This is a genomic window from Pseudarthrobacter enclensis, assembly GCF_001457025.1.
Taxonomy (GTDB): Bacteria; Actinomycetota; Actinomycetes; order Actinomycetales; family Micrococcaceae; genus Arthrobacter; species Arthrobacter enclensis.
Map to the genome: position 1 here is coordinate 703,618 of NZ_KQ758599.1, position 20,458 is coordinate 724,075.

The following is a 20,458-nucleotide window of genomic DNA, read 5'->3' on the forward strand; positions in this document are numbered from 1 at the left end:
GCTCCGGCACCGAAGAACAACGGCCACCTGAGAGAATAGGAACCATGACTTCCAGCAGCCCTCGCAACGAGGAACTTTTCGACCGCGCCCGCCAGTTGATGCCGGGTGGGGTCAACTCCCCGGTCCGGGCCTTCGGGTCCGTCGGCGGAACACCCCGGTTCATGGTCTCGGCCAAGGGCGCCTACCTGACGGACGCCGACGGCAAGGAATACGTGGATCTGGTCTGCTCCTGGGGCCCTGCCCTGCTGGGGCACGCGCACCCCGCAGTGCTCGACGCCGTCCATGCCGCCGTGGACCGCGGACTCTCCTTCGGTGCCTCCACCCCGGATGAGGCCAACCTCGCCGAGATCGTCAAGGAACGCGTGCCCGCCGTGGAGCGGCTGCGCATGGTCTCCACCGGGACGGAGGCCACCATGACCGCCGTCCGGCTGGCCCGCGGCTTTACCGGCCGCAACCTCATCATCAAGTTCGCCGGCTGCTACCACGGACACCTCGACGGCCTGCTCGCTTCGGCCGGCTCCGGAGTGGCCACCCTGGCACTGCCCGGATCGGCCGGCGTGACGGCGGCAACGGCAGCCGAAACACTGGTCCTGCCGTACAACGACCTCACCGCGGTCAAGGAAGCATTTGCCACTCACGGGCAGGACATTGCAGCGGTCATCACCGAGGCAGCACCCGCGAACATGGGCGTCGTCACTCCCGGGGAGGGCTTCAACCTGGGCCTGTCCCGGATTACCCGCGAATACGGTGCGCTGCTAATCGTCGATGAGGTGCTGACCGGCTTCCGCACCGGCTACTCCGGCTACTGGGGCCTCACCGGCGGCGCCCCCGACGCCGCAGAACCCTGGACCCCGGACCTGCTCACCTTCGGCAAGGTTATTGGCGGCGGGATGCCGACGGCGGCACTCGGCGGACGTGCGGACGTCATGGACCACCTTGCACCCACAGGGCCGGTCTACCAAGCCGGCACGTTGTCCGGGAACCCGGTGGCCATGGCCGCCGGCGTGGCCACGCTGACCCATGCCACCCGCGACGTCTACTCCTACATCGATGTCCGCTCGCTGGAGCTGTCGTCCGCACTGTCGTCCGCCCTGGACGCCGCAGGCGTGGACCATTCCATCCAGTTCGCAGGCAACCTGTTCTCCGTGGCCTTCGGAACCTCGGCCCGCGGCGTGCACGACTACGCCGACGCGCAGGCACAGGAGGCCTTCCGCTACGCGCCGTTCTTCCACTCGATGCTTGAGTCCGGCGTGTACCTGCCGCCGTCCGTCTTTGAGGCCTGGTTCCTGTCCGCGGCGCACGATGACGCTGCCATGAACCGGATCTTCGACGCGCTCCCGGCCGCCGCGGAGGCCGCCGCAGCCGCCCAGGCCTAGTCCCGCAGGGCCTGGAAACAAGGAAATCCCCGGTTGCCGGGCAACCGGGGATTTCCTGTGTCTGATGCGGTCAGAGGACGTCCGAGAGGAAGCCCTTCAGCCGGTCGGTGCCAGGAGCCGTGAAGATCTGCTCCGGCGGACCTGACTCCACCACCACGCCGGCATCCATGAAGGTGACGGTGTCCGAAACGTTCCGCGAGAAGCCCATCTCGTGGGTCACCACCACCATGGTCATGCCGCCCTTCGCCAGGTCGGTCATCAGCGCCAGGACGCCCTTGACCAGCTCCGGGTCCAGCGCGGAGGTTGCCTCGTCGAAGAACATGACCTCGGGCTTCATGGCCAGTGCCCGGGCGATCGCCACGCGCTGCTGCTGCCCGCCGGACAGGTTCGCCGGGCGGACATCGGCCTTGTGCTTCAGTCCCACCAGGTCCAGCTGCTCGAGGGCCTGTGCGCGTGCCTGGTCCTTGGGCAGCTTGCGAAGCTTCCTCAGGGCCAGGCTCACGTTGTCCGCCACCGTCTTGTGCGGGAACAGGTTGAACTGCTGGAACACCATGCCGATGCGCTGGCGCAGCTCGTCGGGGTTGTCCTTCAGGACCGAACGGCCGTCCAGCAGGATGTCGCCCTGGTCCGGCTCAATCAGCCGGTTCATGACGCGCAGCAGGGTCGACTTGCCCGAGCCGGAGGGACCGATCACCGACGCGGTGGTGCCCTTCTCCACGTGCAGGTCGATGCCGCGCAGGACGTGGTTCTGCCCGAACGAAAGGTGCAGGTTCTTGCCGGTCAGGGTTCCGGAAGAGAATTCCGTCATGCCTGTGCCCCCTTGCCGATAGGTGCGGCCGCCTCATCCGGTTCCTTCTTCTCCGGCCGGCCGGTGCGCAGCCGGTTGTCGATGAAGTTGACGAAGTGGGTGAGCGGAACGGTCAGGATCAGGTACAGGATTCCGGCAGCCACCAGTGGCGACAGGTTGCCCGTGTTGGCCATGGCATCGTTGCCGATCCGGAAGATCTCCCGGTCCGACGCTGCCAGGCCCAGCATGAAGACCAAGGAGGAGTCCTTCAGCAAGGAAATGAACTGGTTCACCAGCGCGGGAAGGACGCGGCGGATACCCTGCGGCACCACCACCAGGCGCATGGAGCTTCCATAGCTGAACCCGAGAGCCCTGGAGGCTTCAAGCTGCCCCTTCTCGACACTCTGGATGCCTGAACGGAAGATTTCGCCGATGTAGGCGGCGGCAATCAGTGTCAGGGCCAGGATGCCCAAAGGATACGGGTTCCGTGATCCCGTGATTTCACGGGCGATCGGGCTCAGGCCGATGCCAATCACCAGGATCACCAGGATGGCCGGAAGGCCACGGAAGATATCTGTGTAGATGCGGGCAACCCAGCGCGCACCTGCGTTCCGCGAGATTCCCATCATGGCCAGCAGCAGGCCCAGCAGGGAGCCGAAGATGCCTGAGGCCACGGCGAGAATCAGGGTGTTGGGCAGGCCTACGGCCAGCAGGGCGGGAATGACTTTCGCCATTTCCTCCCAGTTGAAAAAGGTGTCAGCCAGCTGTTCCAGGAGATCCATAAACGTCCCGGCTCAATCAGCTCTGGGGAACCGTGGCGGCCTTGCTGCCCGGCTTCCAGTCCTTCGGCGTTTCACGGTCCGGGTACCACTCCTTGGTCAGCTTGGACCAGGTGCCGTCGGCGATCACTGCATCAAGGCCCGAGTTCAGGGCATCGATCAACGGCTGGTTGTCCTTCGCTACGGCGTAGGCGGTGAAGTTCTGCGTGTTGACCACGGACTCGGCGATGACGGTGCCGTCGCCTTCCTTGACCTGGCCGGTGGCCTGCTGGGAGGGCGCCACCCAGGCGTCCACCTGGCCGTTGCGCACGTTGGCGTAGACGGTGGCGTAGTCGGGGAAGCGGATCGGTTCCAGCTTCAGCGTGTTGGTCACGTAATCGTCCTGGACGGTTCCCTGCACCACGCCGATACGGACGTCATCCTTGAGGTCGGCGAAACCCTTGATGTCGCTGTCGGTCTTGGCGACCACAGCCATGTAGCCGAAGTCGTAGCCGTTGGTGAAGCCGACGTTCTGGCGGCGGGCGTCCGTGGTGGAGATGGAGGAGGATCCAACGTCGAACTGCTTGGTGGAAACCTGCGACAGCAGTGCCGAGAAATCGGTGGCAACGAATTCAACCTCGAGGCCCAGCTTGCCGGCGATGGCGCGGAGCAGTTCGTTGTCGTAGCCGGTGAACTTGCCCGACGGGTCGATGAAGATGTTCGGCGGGGCGTCTGACAGGGTACCCACCTCGAGCTTGCCCTCGGTGTTGAGGCCGAGCTTGGTCTTGTCGATCTTGTCGATCGGGGTGACATCGGCGGTGGTGTACTTGTCCAGCGTCTGCTGGTCGCTGCCCTGCAGGGCATCCGTGGGAGTGCCGCTGGGCTCGGAGGCTCCAGAGCCGCAGGCGGCGAGGGAGACCGCCAGTGCAAGGGCAACGGGAGCGGCAGTCAGCCACTTCATCGCTTTGATTTTCATCAGGTTGTCACTTTCATCTGAGTCATAAGTCAACCGGGCCGCAAGGCTGCGCTGGTGGCGCCTGGCACCTGCCCGGTGCTGGTCAAGCGTTGCCAGGGCAGGGGTGACCGCAAAACTAAATTCTCTCACCTCTGGCAAAGGCGGGGGTGAAGCGAATTATCAAGTCATCATCGCCGCGAACAGCTCAGATCATTCGGCGAAAGTGCCATCGAAGGTGTACATGTGGCGGGTAGAGCGGCAAGCACCCGAAGAGTAGGACGCTGCGCTCGGCGCCGAATATTACGCGGGGCGACTGTGACTTGCCTCGCAAAAGCTTCCCGCTTAAAAGCCGCCCCCGGTGGCGTCCTGCGGGGGAAGCACCGGCCAGTCACCCTCAATAACTGCGGTTGGCTTGGTCTTGCGCAGGTAACCCTGGAAGTCCGCGGCCTGGCTAACCGCCCAGTCGACCTGCAGCTGATGGAGCTGGCTGGCAGGCATCACCAGTTTGGGGAACTTCCCGGCCATGGCGTCCAGGACCTTCAGCGTGGCCAAGGCATCCGCGGCCGACGTGTGCGCGTTGTCCAGGACCACCCCGTATTCCTCACACAACGCCGTCAGTGTCCGCTTGCCCTTGCGGTACCGGTCCACCTGCTTGTTCATGATGTAGGGGTCCAGCACCGGGAAGCGCGTGAGCTGCGGTACCCCGTGCCGGGCAGATTCCGCAGCCAGGACAGTGAAGTCGTAGCTGGCGTTGAAGGCGATGACCGGAACGCCGGTATCGAAAAGGTCCTGCAGGACGGCCGCCACCTCCCGGGTTACCTCGTGCGCGGGCCGTCCGTCACGGCGGGCCTGCTCGGTGGTGATGCCGTGCACATCGCTGGCTTCAACAGGAATCTCGACGCCGGGGTCCGCCAGCCACTCGTGCTCCCGGATCACCTCACCCTGGTGGTCCACCACCGTCACGGATGCGGTGACGATCCTGGCCGAACGCGAGTTCCGGCCAGTCGTTTCCAGATCGAAGGCCGCGCGGGGGAGGGTGTTCCAGGTGCTCATGCCTCAACGCTACGGGGACCCACCGACAATTCCGGGGAACGCCACTGCGGCTACATTGGATCAATGCGGATTGAGTATGTGCAGGCGGTCCTCGCCATCGTGAGGATGGTTCCGGCGGGGTCCGCAGTCTCGTACGGGGACGTCGCGGAGCTGCTGGGATCCGGGGGCCCGCGGCAGGTCGGGTCCGTGATGAGCCACTACGGCAGCGGAGTCTCCTGGTGGCGGGTCCTGAAGGCAAGCGGCCATGCACCTGAGGGCCACGAGGTGGATGCCCTGCGGCGGTACCTTGCGGAAGGAACCCCGCTGATCGGCTCCCCTGAAGAGTGGCTGCGGACAGGGGAGGGCCGGTGGCGCGTGGACCTGGAGGCGGCACGCTGGGCACCCGACGGAAAGGACTTCGAGCACATGGACGCTGTCGCCGAGCGGTTGGAGCGCCAGCTCCACAGATTGTCGGTGGCCGATGATGGAATGTCGGTGTGAGCGCACCATCCGCACCGTCAGCCCCGCTGAGGCTGCTTCCCCCACTCAACCTCCATGCTGAACGCCCGCCGCTGACAGCTGACCAACAGGCCGCCGTCGACGTGCCGCATGGCTCCGGTCCCGTGCTGATTCCCGGTGCGCCAGGAACAGGGAAAACAACCGTCCTGGTGGAAGCCGCCGTGGAACGCGTTCAGCGGGACGGCCTCGATCCCGCCGGGGTCCTCATCCTTGCCCCCACCCGACTGGCGGCGGACTTCCTGCGCGACCGGTTCACCGCCCGCCTCGACAGGAGCCTCAGCACCACCCCCGCGCGGACGTGGGCCGCCTATGCCTTCGACCTCATCCGGCGTGCCAAGGCAGAGGGAATCCTGCCGCTGTCCAGGCCTCCGCGCCTGCTCTCCGGCCCCGAGCAGGACCTCATTATCAAAGAGCTCCTGGAAGGCCACAGGACACCCGGTCTTGACCTGCCTTGGCCGGAGGACCTGCACGGCGCACTGGAAACCCGCGGCTTCCGGCAGGAAGTACGCCAGCTTTTCGACCGCATCATCGAATCCGGCCGGACACCCGCCGACCTGGCGCAGCTTGGACGCGAATGCGACCGCCCCGACTGGGAGGCCGCCGCCGCGCTCTACAGCGAGTACCGGGACGTGCTGGACCTGCGGATGCCGGAGGCCTTCGACCCCGCCGGGATCATCACGGCTGCCCGGCAAATTTTCCAGGACGCACCCGATTTCCTGGCAGCCGAACGCCGGCGCCTGCAGCTCATACTCGTGGACGACATGCAGGAGGCCAACCCCGCGGTCTTTGAACTGCTGGCAGATATCGCCGCAGGGCAGGACTGCTTCGTCGCATCATGCCCGGACACCGTGGTCCAGGGGTTCCGCGGCGCCCGTCCGGACCTCATCGCGGAGCTGCCACGGCTGCTGTCCCCGCAGGGTTCAGTGCTGGAACGTCCACTCCGGCACGCCCACCGGCTGGCCCCTGCTGTTGCCGAAGCCTGGCTGGGTGTTGCAGGCCGCATTTCCCAGCGCGCCGGCGGGCAACTGTCCCGCCGCCTGGAGCAGCCGGGCACGCCGGCAACGCCGGGGCGGGTTGAAGCGCACCTGGTGCCGTCGGCAGTCCATGAGCTGCGCTACGTTGCCCAGCGGATCCTCGATCAGCACATCGGCGGCGGACGCGCACTGACTGACATCGCCGTCATTGTCCGCAACGGCGGGCAGGTCAGCGAACTGCAGCGGTACCTGTCCGGACAGGGCATCTCCGTGCGGGTGCCCGTGGCCGAATCAGCCGTACGCGACGAAGTGGCGGTCCGGCCGCTCCTGGACGCCTACGCCATCGCCCTGGATCCCGCGGCGCTGACTCCGGAGGGAGCGGTGTCCCTCCTGACCTCACGGATCGGCGGGGCAAGCCCGCTGGAACTGCGCCGGCTGCGGCAATCCCTGCGCAGCGAGGAACTGGCGGGAGGCGGCGGACGCAGCAGCGACTCATTGCTGGTGGAGGCACTCCTGGAACCCGGGGCGCTGGGAACCTTGGGCATTGAAGGCCGCGCGGCCCGCCGCACTGCCAGGATGATCCAGGCCGGAAAGGAAGCAGCTGTACAGCCCGGCGCCAATGCGGAGTCGGTGTTGTGGGCGCTCTGGAACGCCACGGGCCTGGCAGCCATATGGACGGAAACTGCCCTGGACGGCGGCCCGCACGGTGCGCGCGCGGACAGGGACCTCGACGCCATGATGGCGCTCTTCCACACCGCCGAACGCTACGTCGACCAAATGCCCGGCGCAGGGCCGGAACAGTTCCTCGAGTACCTCCTCAACCAGGAACTGCCCATGGACACCCTGGCAGCGCGCGCCCAAGTGGACGACGCCGTCGAACTCATGACCCCGGCCAGCGCTGCCGGGCGGCAATGGCCGGTGGTCATCATCGCCGGCCTGCAGGAAGGGGTGTGGCCCAACACCAGGCTCCGCGGAGAGCTCCTGGGCAGCACCCTGTACGCGGACGCCGTTGAACATGGCACCGGCTACGCCCTGCAAAGGGACCCCCTCAGCCGTCTGCGCGACATCCGATACGACGAACTGCGCAGCTTTTCCACCGCCGTCTCGCGCGCCGCGGAGCTGCTCATCTGCACAGCGGTGGCCTCCGAGGACGACCAGCCGTCGTCGTTCCTCGACTACGCCGCGCCCCTGGAACCGGGCCAGGAGGGCCGGGGCTTTACCGCCGTCGGACGCCCCATGACTTTGCGCGCGCTCGTCGCCGAGCTGCGGCAGCACGTGCAGGCCGGAAACGCTGCCCAGTCCGGGGAGGCCGCAAGGGTCCTCGCGGGTCTGGCCGCTGCCGAGCCTCCGGTGCCTGGAGCCCACCCGGACAACTGGTGGGGGCTGCAGCCCCTGACCTCCACCGCTGCCGTGGTCCCGCCCGGCGGCACAGTGTTTGTCTCGCCTTCCAAGGTTGAATCAGTGCAGAAATCGCCGCTTGACTGGTTCGTCCAGGCGGCGGGAGGCGAGGCCGCCACCGACTTTGCCCGCAGCCTCGGCACGCTGGTGCATGCCATCGCGCAGGACCTGCCGGAGGCGTCAGGGCAGGAGTACCTGGCCGAGCTGGCCCGCCGCTGGCCCCAGCTGGGCATGAAGGACAACTGGGAGGGACGGCTCGACTACCAGCGGGCCGAAGCCATGGTGCGGAAGCTGGCGCAGTACGTGCTCCTGATGCGCGGAAGCGGCCGCAGCCTGCTCGGCGTGGAGCAGGACTTTGACGTCGCACTGGGGGACATCAGCCTGGAGGACGGGTCACCGCGCGCAGCCGTGCTGCGCGGCCAGGTGGACCGCCTGGAAATCGACGGCTCCGGGCGGCTGGTCATCGTGGACCTGAAAACAGGAAAGCGGCAGCCCGGCAAATCGGAGCTGTCCAGCCATCCCCAGCTCGGCGCCTACCAGGCGGCCGTCCTGGCCGGCGGATTCAGCAGCGCTCAGGGGGAGGGGGAGCACCTCTCCGGGGGCGCAGTCCTTGCCCAACTGGGAACCAGCGCAAAGGGCCCGGCAGTCCAGGAACAGAAGCCGCTGGACCCAGAGGACAACTGGGCACTGGACATGGTGAAGGAAGCAGCAGCGGCAATGGGAGGAAACACCTTTGAAGCACGGCACGATCCCGCCAAGGGAAGCTACGGCGGCCACGGCTGCCGGCTGCCTGAAGTCTGCCCGCTGTGCGTCCGCGGACGGCAGGTAACCGAATGACGCAGGATGTGCAGGTGGCCCGCGGGCCCAACGAATCCCTGCCGGAGCTGCCGCTTCCCGCCGACGCTGTGCCCCCTGCGCGCTTCAGCCCGGAGCAACTGTCCACACTGCTCGGCGAAAAGAACGTCCCCACCCCGGAGCAGTCCGGAATCATCTCCTCACCCTTGACGCCGCGTCTGGTGATCGCCGGGGCTGGTTCGGGCAAGACCGCCACCATGGCAGACCGGGTGGTGTGGCTGGTGGCCAACGGCTGGGTCAGGCCGGAGGAAGTGCTGGGGGTGACATTCACCAGGAAAGCGGCAGGGGAGCTCGCCTCCCGCATCCGGGCCAAGCTGACGGCACTGCAGAGGGTGGCGGCCCGCAGTGCCGGGGCCCCGGCTTTCCCGGAAGGCATGTTCAGCAGTGACTCCCTGGAACCCAAGGTTTCCACCTACCACTCCTTCGCCAGCGGCATCGTGTCCGACTACGGGCTGCGGCTGGGGGTTGAACGCGACGTCGTGCTCCTGGGCGGCGCCCAGGCCTGGCAGCTTGCCAGCGAAGTGGTTGAAGCCTATGACGGTGAGTACGGCCATTTCCGTGCCGCCAAGTCCACCCTGGTGAAGGCGGTCATCCAGTTGGCCGGCGAATGCGCCGAGCATCTGCAGGAGCCCGAAGACGTTGAGGCGTGGCTGATGGCCCGGCTCTCCGACTACGGGGCCCTGCCATACCTTGCCGGGAAAATGAAGAACCCGCCGCAGGCGGCGGCCGAAATCGCCGGAATGCTGCGGACCCGGGCCAGCGTGGCGGACATGGTGGGCCGGTACTCCGCCGCCAAGAGGGCCCGCGGGGCGCTCGACTTCGGCGACCTCGTCGCTCTGGCTGCCAAGGTGGCCAGTGATGTGCCACTCGCGGCCAGAATGGAGCGCCAGCGGTACAAGGTGGTGCTGCTGGACGAGTTCCAGGACACGTCCTACGCCCAGCTGGTGCTGTTTTCGAGACTGTTCGGCGGAGGCCACGCGGTCACGGCCGTGGGCGACCCCAACCAGTCCATTTACGGCTTCAGGGGAGCCTCGGCAGGGCAGCTGTTCCATTTCGTCCAGGAGTTTCCCGTCCGCACCGCCACCCCGGACGGAACGGCGGCGTGGAAGCCTGCCCCGACGTCGTACCTGACCACCGCATGGCGGAACGGGAAATCCATCCTTGCCGCCGCGAACGTGATGTCCGAGTCACTCGCTGCCGCCGAGGCGCGTCGGGGTCCGGCCGACACAGGAGGAACAGCGGCAGCCAGTGTCCCTCCGCTGCAGCCGAGCCCCCACGCGGTCGACGGCCGCGTCGTCCTGGGAAGATTCGCCAGCGACGTGGAGGAAGCAGCCGCGCTCGCGGACGACGTCCTGAAGTACCAGGTGACGGACTTTGACGTAAAGCCGGACGGCACGCACGTCGCTCCGGCGCTCGCGGTCCTCTGCCGGCGGCGTGCCCAGATGGAAACCGTCCGCCGCCAGTTCGAGGCACGCGGCATCGCCTACGAAATTGTCGGGCTGGGCGGCTTGCTGGATACCCCGGAAGTGGTGGACCTGGTGGCAACCCTGCGGGTGCTCGCGGATCCCGGCCGGTCCGATGCCCTGATGCGCCTGCTTGCCGGAGCCCGGTGGCGGATCGGACCAGCGGACCTGATGGCATTGAGGGACTGGTCCAGCCACCTTGCACGGCGGCGCGGACAGGTCGCCGCCACGCCGGAGGGGGAGGACGCCGGCGACGGGGACGGACCGGACGCGGTGACCGAGTCCGACCTGACCGACGGCGCCAGCCTGGTGGAGGCGCTCGACTGGCTTCCCCGTGAGGGCTGGACGTCCTCGGCGGGACGCTGCCTTACGGCGGAGGCCCGCGAACGGCTGCACCGCCTGGCCACCGAGCTCCGGCAACTCCGCGGCTACCTCGGCGATGACCTCACCACGCTGCTCGGGGAAGTGGAACGGGTCATGCTGCTGGACATCGAGGTTGCCGCCCGGCCCGGGGTAAGCATCCACCAGGCGCGCCGGAACCTCGACGCGTTCCAGGACGCTGCCGCCGGCTTCCTGCGGACCTCCCAGCGCGTGGACATTCTGGCCTTCCTCGGGTGGCTGGAGGCCGCTGCTGCGGAGGAAAACGGACTGGACGCACCGCCCGGGGACGTCAACAGGGAAGCTGTGCAGCTGCTGACGGTCCACGCCTCCAAGGGGCTGGAATGGGACGCCGTCTTCGTTCCAGGCCTCAACGCCGGGGCCTTTCCTACGGACAAGGACTCCCGCTGGAGCAGCGGCGCCGCCGCCCTGCCGTGGCCCCTTAGGGGGGACCGCTCCGACCTGCCGCAGTGGGACCTGGACCACCCCGACCAGAAGGGGTGGATCGACGCCGAGAAGGCCTTCAAAGCGGACGTCCAGGCCCACGTGGAGTCCGAGGAGCGCCGCCTTGCCTACGTGGCCTACACCCGGGCCAAGCATGTGCTGTGGGTGTCCAGCGCCGCATGGGTGGGTTCCCGCTCGGGACAATCCGCCATGTCGCCGTTCCTGGCCGAACTGGAGGTACTGGTGCAGCCGGTGGCGGGGGAACCGGCGCGGGCCGAGGTCCATCCCCGGTCCCTCGAGGAGGCGGCCGTGCCGGAGAGCAGCCCGCTGACGCTCGACACCGAAGTGGCCGCCTGGCCCTACGATCCATTGGAAGGACCGGCAGATCCGCGATCAGGAGAGCGGCTCCGCCTTTCCCCCGGCCGGCGTAAGCCCATGGAGGAGGCAGCTGCCCGGGTTCTTTCCGAGCTGGCGGGCGGGCAGGCCGGCGTGGGGCCCGCTGCCGAAGCCACAGGGGCAGGGAACGCCCTGGACGGGATCGCTGCGGGATGGGCCCGCGAGGCTGCGTTGCTGCTGGAACGGCGGTTCCGCAGGTCCAGCGGCCAGGACGTGCATCTTCCCACCCACATCTCGGCATCGACCCTCGTGGACCTGGATGAGGATCCGGAGGCCGTGCTGGCCAGGCTGCGGCGCCCCGTCCCGCGTGAACCTGGCATGTCTGCCCGCCAGGGAACCGCGTTCCACGCCTGGGTGGAGGAGTACTTCGGCACGTCGGGGATGCTGGACCTTGGCGAGGCGCCGGGGTCCGACGACCACATCGACGCCGCCTACGACCTCGACGCCATGGTGGCAGCGTTCAGGGCGTCGGACTGGGCCGACCGCTCACCAGCCCATGTGGAAGTCCCGGTGGAAACCCGGGTGGGAGACGTTGTGGTCCGTGGCCGGATCGATGCCGTCTTCCGGGATGCCGACGGGCGCTGGGACCTGGTGGACTGGAAGACAGGGCGGCGCCCGTCGGGTGCCAGGCTCAGGACCAGGGCAGTGCAGCTGGCCGTCTACCGGCTCGCATGGGCCCGGCTCAAGGACGTTCCGCTGGAGGACGTCAGGGCTGCCTTCTTCTACGTGGCCGACAACGAGGTGGTCAGGCCGCACGATTTGGGCACGGCAAAGGAACTCGAAGCGATCATCGCAGCTGCCGTCAGCTCGGACTGAGCCGCCCTCCCGTTGCGGTCGTCCGGAACAGGAGGACGGGGCGGGAGGACGGTGCGGCTACGTTCGGCCGGTTCTGATGACCGACAACGCAGCAGTGGAGGTGTCGTCGGCTGCCTGCGCGGCACCGGGGCCGCCGGCCGTTCGTTCGCTGACTGACGGGCCGCCGGACGGTTTGCTGTCTCCGGAGGGTTCGGCCGGGATGTCGGTGACGTGGACCGCCGGCACCGGCCCGGCGGGTGACACGGGCTCAGCCGGGACGGGCACCACCGTCACAGCCGGCACCGCAGCTGCCGCGCCGCCGTCGGACCCGGAACCGGAGACGCCCGGCGCCGCAGGCCCTGCGGAACCACTCCCGGCCGGAGCGCCCGGCGCTCCCGCAGCCTGTCCGTGCTGGACGGGCGGCTGCGGTTCGACGCTGATGGGTTGCCCGCCATGTTCGGCGATGTCGGCCGCAAGGGTTTCGAGCATGTCTTCGGCCTCTGCGACCATGGCATCGTCTCCCGCGGCGATGCCCTTGACCAGGTACTGTGCCAGGGCGAACTCAGCTGACAGGGCTGCCCGGCGCAGCAGGTGGGCATCCGGCGTGTCCCGACGGCCGGCCGTGTAGCCGGCAAGGACAGCATCAACGAAGTCCTGCTCGTTGGACGCCACCAGCCAGGCGAAGTCGTCGGCCGGGTCCCCGATCCGAAGGTCGGTCCAGCCGGTGACCGCCGTGACCCGGCGCCCGTCCACCAGCAGGTTGTCCTCGTGCAGGTCACCGTGCACCACGCACGGGTTGAACCGCCACAGGGACACGTCCTCCATGGCGTGTTCCCACCGCAGGAGCAGCGCGGACGGGATCTTCCCCGTGGTGGCCGCCTGGTCCAGTTCGTTCAGCCGGCGCTGGCGGAACTCGTTGGGCGTGTAGCTGGGCAGGTCGGCGTTGCTCACCAGTTGCTGCGGGAGGTCATGGATGGCGGCCAGCGCCACACCGATCTCCCTTGCCAGCTCCGCAGGTCCGGCCGTGAGGTCTTCCACGCTGCGGGTGCTCCCGGCCAGGTGTGAGTAGACAAATGTGGTCAGGGCCCCCAGCCGCACACTGCCTGCCACCGTGGGCATGAGGAAGGGCAGTTCGGCACGGATGGCCGGTGCAAAGGCCCGAAGAACCAGGAACTCCGTCTCGAGCCTGGCACTGGCCTCGGCGTGGCGCGGCGACCGGACCCTCCAGCGCTTGCCCTCCGAGTCGAGCAGCAGGGCCGAGTCGAAGTCTGCCGGGTCGTCCGGTGCCGAGCTAACGGCCGTCGGAGTCAGTCCGGGGACTGCTGCGGTTGCCACGGCTGCCAGTTCAATCGGTTTTCTTCTCACCGTTCCACGGTAGATTGCCCGCAGTCCAAGAGGCCGGTCCGGCGGCGGCGAGTCTCCAGATGAATGCAAAACAGGGGGATGCCGGAGGCCCACGAAATGTTCAATGTCCGGCCCAGTCAGTACGGTTGAGTCATGAGCCACCCGGAGTCCGCAATCCAAGCCAGCCAGGTACCAGCCGCCACCACGGACGCCTCCTTGGGTGGAGGGCCGGAGCTGCTGGCGGCGAACCACCTGCGCGATACCCTGCTGCCGGTGCGTCCTGCGTTGATGGACAGGGGTTCCACGGAACGGATGCGGCCAGGCATGGTGGCGGACCTCCTCGCGGACCCCAACACGCGGGCAGTGGTACTGGCCGGCCGACAGGGCCTGGTGCAGGGCGACCGCCTGTTCGTTGCGAACGCACAAGCCCTGCACACGGATCTGGCCGGGGCCGGCGCAGCCCCTGAACTGGTGGTCTACCTGGGATCCGCCCTGCCGGACGCCGGGTTGCCGGCGGGTACCGAGGTGCTGCTTTTCGTGCTGGCCGGGCCTGTCGAGCCGGGGACGGCGGGGATTCCCCATGATGCCGCCTGGGAAGGGTTCCGGGACGTCGCCGCACGCCTTGATGCCACCTCCACCGCGCTCTTCGTCGAATCGAGCGCCATCGCCAACTGGCATGCCGGTCACACGCATTGCCCCCGTTGCGGAACCCCCACCGAAGTCGAGGCCGGAGGCTGGGTGCGGCGCTGCCCCGCCGACTCCACCGAGCACTACCCGCGGACGGACCCGGCCATTATTGTGACGGTCGTGGGTCCGGACGGGCGGCTGCTGCTGGGCGGGGGCGGTCCGGCGGACGCCCGGAACTACTCCACGCTGGCAGGCTTCGTGGAACCGGGGGAGTCCCTTGAACAAGCCGTGGTCAGGGAGATTTTCGAGGAAGTGGGGGTCCGGGTGAGGGCATGCCAGTACCTCGGCTCGCAGTCGTGGCCCTTCCCCGCCTCCCTTATGCTTGGATTTACCGCCGTCACCGATGACGCCGAGGCAAGGCCCGACGGCGTTGAGGTCACCAGGGCGCGGTGGTTCAGCCGTGCCGAACTCCAGGAAGCCGTGCTCAGCGGCGAGATCACCATCTCCAGCAGGCTCTCCATCGCCCGGGCGCTGATCGAGCACTGGTACGGCGGACGGATCAGCGACCTCACGGGCGCCTAGGCCTTCCCGGCAGGGCGCACGGCAGCCGAAACACAGCAGCAACGGAACACAGAGCAGCAGACGTGACTATAGACAATCTCACCGGAGCCCTCCCCAACGATGGCACAGCGTCCCTGGAGGACCGCATCCTCGGCGGTTTGGATGCCGAACAGCGGGAGGTCGCCAGCACGCTGAACGGGCCGCTGTGTGTCCTCGCGGGCGCCGGCACCGGAAAAACACGGGCCATCACCCACCGCATCGCCTATGGCGTCCACTCCGGCGTGTACACGCCCCAGCGGCTCCTGGCAGTGACGTTCACCGCACGGGCGGCGGCGGAAATGCGGAGCCGGCTCCGCGACCTCGGCGCCGGAAACGTGCAGGCCAGGACGTTCCACGCCGCGGCGCTGCGCCAGCTGCAGTTCTTCTGGCCCCAGGCTGTGGGCGGAACGCTGCCCAACCTCCTTGAGCACAAGGCCCAGATATTGGCGGAGGCGGCCCGCCGCCTGCGGCTCAGCACGGACCGGGCTTCCATCCGCGACCTTGCGTCGGAAATCGAATGGGCCAAGGTCTCCATGCTCACCCCGGCCAACTACCTCGAAAACGCCCAGGGCAGGGGCACGCCGGGAGGCTTCGACCTCACAGCCGTTGCCCGCGTGTTCCAGGCGTATGAGGACGTCAAGACGGATCGCAACGTCATCGACTTCGAGGACGTCCTGCTCATCACCGTGGGAATCCTGCAGGAGGACGAGAAAGTAGCGGCCACCGTCCGGGAGCAGTACCGGCACTTCGTGGTGGATGAATACCAGGACGTTTCCCCGCTGCAGCAGCGCCTCCTGGAGCTGTGGCTCGGCGGCCGGGACGAACTGTGCGTGGTGGGCGACGCCAGCCAGACCATCTATTCCTTCACCGGCGCCTCGCCCCGCCACCTGCTGGACTTCAAGGCCCGCTATCCGCAGGCGAACGTGGTCAAACTGATCCGGGACTACCGCTCCACCCCGCAGGTGGTGAAACTGGCCAACGACCTCCTGGCCGGCCGGCGCAGCGGCGGTCCGGCAGCGGACGCAGCGTGGGCCAAGCCCCTCCAGCTGGTGGCCCAGCGGCCGGCCGGGCCCACGCCGTCCTTCATCGAATGCACCGACGACGAAGCCGAGGCGGCCACGGTTACGCGGAAAATCCAGGCATTGCTCGACGCCGGGACCCCCGCCAGCGAAGTGGCTATCCTTTTCCGCACCAACGGGCAGTCCGAAGCCTACGAACAGGCGCTGGCCGCGGCCGGGATTGGCTACCAGCTGCGCGGCGGGGAACGCTTCTTCGCCCGGAAGGAAGTGCGGGACGCCATCCTCCAGCTGCGCGCTGCAACCCGGGCGGCCACCGAAGAGGACGCGGGCCCGCTGGGCCAGCTGGTACGGGACATCGTTGCCTCCCTGGGCTACACCGACTCCGCACCGCACAGCGGGGGTGCGCTGCGTGAACGCTGGGAGTCCCTGGCGGCCCTGGTGGCCCTGGCCGACGAACTGGTCCAGGCGCGCGGCCCCCAGTTCGGGCTGCCGGACTTCGTCAATGAACTCCAGGAACGGTCCCTGGCCCAGCATGCCCCCACCGTGCAGGGCGTCACCCTGGCCTCCCTGCACGCTGCCAAGGGGCTCGAGTGGGACGCGGTGTTCCTGGTGGGCCTCAGCGAGGGGCTGATGCCCATTTCCTTCGCCGATTCGCCGGAGTCGGTGGACGAAGAGCGCCGGCTGCTCTATGTCGGCATCACCCGTGCACGCGAACACCTGTCCCTGTCCTGGAGCACCGCGCGCACGCCCGGCGGGCGGGCCAACCGCAAGCCGTCGCGGTTCCTGGACGGGCTGCGCCCCGACTCGGTGGCAAGCTCACAGGTGCGGGGCAAGGCCGCGGCGCCCCGGCGCAAAGCCGCCGCCCCGGCAGTGTGCAGGGTATGCGGCAGCATGCTGTCCACGGGTGCGGAGCGGAAGGTGGGCCGGTGCAACTCGTGTCCGCCGGGCTATGAAGAACAAACGTTCGAAGCCCTCCGCGCCTGGCGGCGTTCGGTGGCGGTGAGCGCGGACGTACCCGCGTTCGTGGTCTTCACGGACGCCACGCTGACGGCCATTGCGGAAGCGAAGCCCTCCTCCCTTGAGGAACTTGCGGGCCTCGCCGGAGTGGGTCCTTCAAAGCTTGAGAAGTACGGCGAGGACGTCCTGCGGGTACTCACCGAGAGCACCGCGCTGTGAGGTCTCAGCGACCTGCCGCACTGACGACGCCCGACGGCGCGCCGGTGGAGGTCAGGCGGTCTGCCCGGCGGACCCGCACGGTGGCGGCGTTCTGGGAGGACGGAACGGCCGTCGTCGCCATCCCCGCGCGTTTCACGGCCGCGCAGGAAGCCGAATGGGTGGACCGGATGCTGGCCAAGCTCCACCGCCAGGGGGAGCGGCGGTCCGCTTCCGGCCGGAAGCGACCCGCATCCGACGCCGCGCTGGCTGCCCATGCGGCCCAACTGTCTGCCCGCTACCTGGGCGGGAGGGCGGTTCCCGCCTCGGTCAGGTGGGTCAGCAACCAGAATTCACGATGGGGTTCGGCGACACCTGCCGAAGGGACCATCCGCCTGTCGGACAAGCTCAAACCCATGCCGCAGTGGGTCATCGACTACGTGCTGCTCCATGAACTCGCCCACCTGCTGGTGGCCGGGCACAATGCTGCGTTCTGGAAACTCCTGGAGGCCTACCCGGACACGCAGCGGGCGAAGGCCTTCCTCGAAGGCGTCGCCTTTGCCACGTCCCGCGGGCTGCCGCCGGGCGGCCGACAGGCTGGAACGGACGACGGCGCCCTGCCGGAGCCCGAAGGCTGGCCGGAGGACGCCGACTAGGCCAGTCCCGCCGCAGGACACCGTCCGCGGCCCCGGAATTACCGGGCGGGACGGGTGTCCCCGCCGCCGTCCTCCTCCGGGTTGTTGCCTCCGGAGCCGGGCAAGCCGCCGTCGGACTCTTCCGTTGTATCCGTGGGGGAGTCGTCGAAGCCGCCGCTGAGCAGCTTCTGCAGGGCATCGTCAACCTCGCTGTCAGAGGCTTCGGCCAGCTTGCGGCGGGCGCTGAAGCCCCGGGGATCATCCAGGTCCTCGGCCGTTGGCAGCAGGTCCGGGTGATGCCAGATGGCGTCGCGGCCCTCGATGCCGCGCTCTTCCTTAAGGGCGGCCCACAAGGTTGCCGCATCACGCAGGCGCCGCGGCCGCAGCTCCAGCCCCACGAGGGAAGCGAAGGCATGCTCGGCGGGTCCGCCGGTTGCCCGCCGCCGGCGCACGGTTTCACGCAGCGCCGCGGCGGAAGGAAGCACGTTCTCCGTGGCGGCGGCCGTCAGCTCGTCCACCCAGCCTTCCACCAGGGCCAGGGCCGTCTCCAGCTTCTCCAGGGCCTGCTCCTGCGCCGGGGTGCGCTGGGGCATGAAGACACCCTGGGACAGGGCTTCCTGGATCCCCTCGGGGTTGCCGGGATCGAGGTCCCGCGCCAGTTCCTCGATGCGCGAGGTGTCGATGTGGATTCCGCGGGCATACGCTTCGATGGCTCCGAGCAGGTGGCCGCGCAGCCACGGGACCTGCACGAACAGCCGGGCGTGCGCCGCTTCCCGGACGGCAAGGAACAACCGGATGTCGTTCTCCGGCAGGGACAGGCCCTCACCGAACGAGGCGACATTGGTGGGCAGCAGGGCCATCTCCAGGTCCGCGAGCGGCACGCCGATGTCGGTGGAGCTGACCACGTCCGCGGAAAGGGCGCCGATGGCCTGCCCCAGCTGCATGCCGAAGATGGCCCCGCCCATGTTCTGAAGCATCGAGGAGGCGCCGCCCATCATGGACTTCATTTCCTCCGGCATCTGCTCGGTCATGGCGGCGGAGAGTGCGTTGGCGATGCTGTTTGCCACCGGCTCGGTCAACCGCTTCCAGGTGGGGAGGGTTGCTTCGACCCACTCCGCGCGGGACCACGCCCGCCCGATCAGGCCGGTGGACGGCAGGTCGGTGACCGGGTCAAGCCACAGCTCCGCCAGGCGCAGCGCTTCATCGACTTCCCGTGACTGCTGGGTGGTCACCGACGGGTCGGAACCGCCGGCGGCGACCCTGCGGGCGTTGTCATGGGCCAGGGTCCAGTTGACCGGGCCTTCGGACGGCGCGCTCATCATCGCCTGGACCTGGGAAAACATCTGCGCCAGCAGGTTGGGATCATTCGGCAGGCCGGCCGCCCTGGCCAGCTCGGCCGGATCGAAGTTCTCCATCCCCTTGCCGCCCATGAGGTTCTGCAGCATTTCGGTCAACGGGTCCTTGGGGGTATCGTCGCCGTTTGAAGAGTTGAGTGGGTTGGAGGTCATGGTCCCGCCGATCGTCGTGTGACTGTTGATCAACCTTCACGGTACCCCGGCCGCCCACGGCTGTCTGCCGCCCCGGCGCCCCGTTCGCTGTGGGCAAAGAGCCCGGCCCGGCCGTCACCGCGTAGTGTTGTTGGGGTGACTACAACCCGTGGCGGCCACCCCTCCGAGGACCACGCAGCAGAGCTCCTTTCCCAGCCCCGGTCCGGGGATCACGACGGCGGGACCGCCGCCGGTGAGGACGCCGCCGGCGGCGCCGCCCGGGCGCATGAACCGCGCCGCAGTCCCCGGGTTTCCGCCATGATGGTGGCCGGCATGGCCGCGCTGGGACTGGGCATCGCCGTCGGCGTCCTTCCCGTGCCGTACGTGATTGAGTCGCCCGGCCCGGTATATAACACGCTGGGCCAGGGCCAGGGCACCCCCGTCATCAAGGTGACCGGCCACGAGTCCTATCCCGCGGCAGGCAACCTGGACCTCACCACCGTCTACGTCGACGGCGGCCCCAACGGTCCGGTCAGCATCCTGTCCGCCTTCTCGGCCTGGCTGGACAAGTCCAAGTCGGTCTACCCGGTGGAACTGATCTACCCCACCGGCACCACCAAGGAGGAAGCCGCGGAGCAGAGCGCCGTTGCCATGACCACATCCCAGGAAAATGCCGTGGCCTCTGCACTGAACGAACTGAAGATTCCCTTCGGCCAGCAACTCCAGGCCGCCGGCCTCTCGGACGGTTCCGCTTCAGCGGGGAAGATCCAGCAGGACGATGTCCTGAAAACCATCAACGGCAAGGACATCACGTCCTTGGCCGTCATCCAGGACGAACTGGCCGCCACCAAAGGCGCGCCGGCCACCGTAGTGCTGGAACGGGATGGCCGGCCGGTCACGGAGACCATCACCCCCAAGGACAACGGTGAAGGCCGCTACATTCTGGGCGTCATGCTCAAGTACCTGTTCACGTTCCCCTTCGACGTGCACATCTCGCTCGACAAGGTGGGTGGACCGTCCGCGGGCCTGATGTTCTCCCTGGGGATCATTGACACCGTCACCCCGGGAGACCTGACCGGCGGAAAGCACATCGCCGGAACCGGCACGATCACGCCCGACGGCACCGTCGGTGCCATCGGCGGCATCGTGCAGAAGATGCAGGGCGCACGGGCCGGGGGAGCGACGATGTTCCTGGCACCGGCGGAGAACTGCCCGGAAGTGGTTGGCCACGTACCCGACGGGCTGCAGGTGGTCAAGGTAGCGAAGCTGGCTGAGGCCCGCTCCGCCGTCGAACGCGCCGGCAGCGGCGGGGACACATCTGGCCTTCCCACCTGCGACAACAACTAGACTGGGCGCATCTAGACTCGACAGGAACTAAGCATTACCGCCACTCGTGGCAAAGATGACGGACAAATCCAGCTGCAGGCCGGGGGAGGACGTCGCTCGCACGCACGCTTGAAAATC

Annotated in this window: 14 protein-coding genes; 8 read left to right on the forward strand and 6 right to left on the reverse strand. The window is 68.1% G+C overall.

The features are described from left to right. Nucleotides 1-44 precede the first annotated feature (44 nt). Nucleotides 45-1,376 (forward strand): glutamate-1-semialdehyde 2,1-aminomutase, encoded by a 1,332-nt coding sequence (gene hemL / locus AS031_RS03240; protein WP_058266666.1) that lies wholly within the window; start codon nt 45-47, stop codon nt 1,374-1,376. A 70-nt stretch (nt 1,377-1,446) separates the two neighbouring features. On the opposite strand, the gene AS031_RS03245 is transcribed toward hemL, so the two are convergent. The 4 genes from AS031_RS03245 to AS031_RS03260 all read right to left on the reverse strand — a co-directional run bounded on the left by AS031_RS03245 (nt 1,447) and on the right by AS031_RS03260 (nt 4,929). Further along, nucleotides 1,447-2,184, reverse strand: coding sequence for an amino acid ABC transporter ATP-binding protein (locus AS031_RS03245; RefSeq protein WP_058266667.1), 738 nt, complete (start codon nt 2,182-2,184; stop codon nt 1,447-1,449). Beyond that, entirely contained in the window at nt 2,181-2,945 is a 765-nt protein-coding gene (locus AS031_RS03250; RefSeq protein WP_058266668.1) for an amino acid ABC transporter permease, read from the reverse strand. The genes AS031_RS03245 and AS031_RS03250 overlap by 4 nt, the downstream gene beginning before the upstream one ends. Before the next feature lie 16 nt (nt 2,946-2,961). Further along, entirely contained in the window at nt 2,962-3,897 is a 936-nt protein-coding gene (locus AS031_RS03255) for an ABC transporter substrate-binding protein (RefSeq protein WP_058266669.1), read from the reverse strand. Between the two features lie 321 nt (nt 3,898-4,218). After that, a complete protein-coding gene (locus AS031_RS03260; protein ID WP_058266670.1) occupies nt 4,219-4,929 on the reverse strand; it encodes a 3'-5' exonuclease in 711 nt (236 codons plus the stop codon). 63 nt (nt 4,930-4,992) lie between these two features. Between AS031_RS03260 and AS031_RS03265 the strand changes: the two genes are divergently transcribed. The 3 genes from AS031_RS03265 to AS031_RS03275 are packed head-to-tail and all read left to right on the forward strand — an operon-like array spanning nt 4,993 to nt 12,151. Then, nucleotides 4,993-5,409, forward strand: a complete 417-nt coding sequence (locus tag AS031_RS03265) for an MGMT family protein (RefSeq protein WP_058266671.1) — start codon at nt 4,993-4,995, stop codon at nt 5,407-5,409. After that, nucleotides 5,406-8,636: an ATP-dependent helicase gene (locus AS031_RS03270; protein ID WP_058266672.1), complete on the forward strand. Its 3,231-nt coding sequence runs from the start codon at nt 5,406-5,408 to the stop codon at nt 8,634-8,636. Before AS031_RS03265 ends, AS031_RS03270 begins: the two co-directional genes overlap by 4 nt. After that, a complete protein-coding gene (locus tag AS031_RS03275; protein ID WP_082641934.1) occupies nt 8,633-12,151 on the forward strand; it encodes an ATP-dependent helicase in 3,519 nt (1,172 codons plus the stop codon). The genes AS031_RS03270 and AS031_RS03275 overlap by 4 nt, the downstream gene beginning before the upstream one ends. Before the next feature lie 57 nt (nt 12,152-12,208). Here AS031_RS03275 and AS031_RS03280 read toward each other — a convergent pair whose 3' ends face one another. Next, complete coding sequence (locus AS031_RS03280; protein WP_058266673.1) at nt 12,209-13,495, reverse strand: macrolide 2'-phosphotransferase; 1,287 nt, start codon at nt 13,493-13,495, stop codon at nt 12,209-12,211. Between the two features lie 132 nt (nt 13,496-13,627). On the opposite strand from AS031_RS03280, the gene nudC reads away from it, so the two are divergent. The 3 genes from nudC to AS031_RS03295 all read left to right on the forward strand — a co-directional run bounded on the left by nudC (nt 13,628) and on the right by AS031_RS03295 (nt 17,528). Then, complete coding sequence (gene nudC, locus AS031_RS03285) at nt 13,628-14,683, forward strand: NAD(+) diphosphatase (protein ID WP_082641935.1); 1,056 nt, start codon at nt 13,628-13,630, stop codon at nt 14,681-14,683. Between the two features lie 62 nt (nt 14,684-14,745). After that, a complete protein-coding gene (locus AS031_RS03290; protein WP_058266674.1) occupies nt 14,746-16,896 on the forward strand; it encodes an ATP-dependent helicase in 2,151 nt (716 codons plus the stop codon). After that, nucleotides 16,893-17,528 (forward strand): M48 metallopeptidase family protein, encoded by a 636-nt coding sequence (locus AS031_RS03295; RefSeq protein ID WP_058266675.1) that lies wholly within the window; start codon nt 16,893-16,895, stop codon nt 17,526-17,528. Before AS031_RS03290 ends, AS031_RS03295 begins: the two co-directional genes overlap by 4 nt. A 38-nt stretch (nt 17,529-17,566) precedes the next feature. On the opposite strand, the gene AS031_RS03300 is transcribed toward AS031_RS03295, so the two are convergent. Next, nucleotides 17,567-19,015, reverse strand: coding sequence for a zinc-dependent metalloprotease (locus tag AS031_RS03300; RefSeq protein ID WP_058266676.1), 1,449 nt, complete (start codon nt 19,013-19,015; stop codon nt 17,567-17,569). Nucleotides 19,016-19,150: 135 nt separating this feature from the next. Here AS031_RS03300 and AS031_RS03305 point away from each other — a divergent pair, with 135 nt between their 5' ends. Further along, nucleotides 19,151-20,341, forward strand: a complete 1,191-nt coding sequence (locus AS031_RS03305) for a YlbL family protein (RefSeq protein WP_058266677.1) — start codon at nt 19,151-19,153, stop codon at nt 20,339-20,341. Nucleotides 20,342-20,458: the final 117 nt, after the last annotated feature.

Coding starts and splice junctions, on each gene's coding strand:
- hemL (WP_058266666.1), top strand. CDS start 45: ATGACTTCCAGCAGCCCTCGCAACGAGGAACTTTTCGACCGCGCCCGC.
- AS031_RS03245 (WP_058266667.1), bottom strand. CDS start 2,184: ATGACGGAATTCTCTTCCGGAACCCTGACCGGCAAGAACCTGCACCTT.
- AS031_RS03250 (WP_058266668.1), bottom strand. CDS start 2,945: ATGGATCTCCTGGAACAGCTGGCTGACACCTTTTTCAACTGGGAGGAA.
- AS031_RS03255 (WP_058266669.1), bottom strand. CDS start 3,897: ATGAAAATCAAAGCGATGAAGTGGCTGACTGCCGCTCCCGTTGCCCTT.
- AS031_RS03260 (WP_058266670.1), bottom strand. CDS start 4,929: ATGAGCACCTGGAACACCCTCCCCCGCGCGGCCTTCGATCTGGAAACG.
- AS031_RS03265 (WP_058266671.1), top strand. CDS start 4,993: ATGCGGATTGAGTATGTGCAGGCGGTCCTCGCCATCGTGAGGATGGTT.
- AS031_RS03275 (WP_082641934.1), top strand. CDS start 8,633: ATGACGCAGGATGTGCAGGTGGCCCGCGGGCCCAACGAATCCCTGCCG.
- nudC (WP_082641935.1), top strand. CDS start 13,628: ATGAGCCACCCGGAGTCCGCAATCCAAGCCAGCCAGGTACCAGCCGCC.
- AS031_RS03300 (WP_058266676.1), bottom strand. CDS start 19,015: ATGACCTCCAACCCACTCAACTCTTCAAACGGCGACGATACCCCCAAG.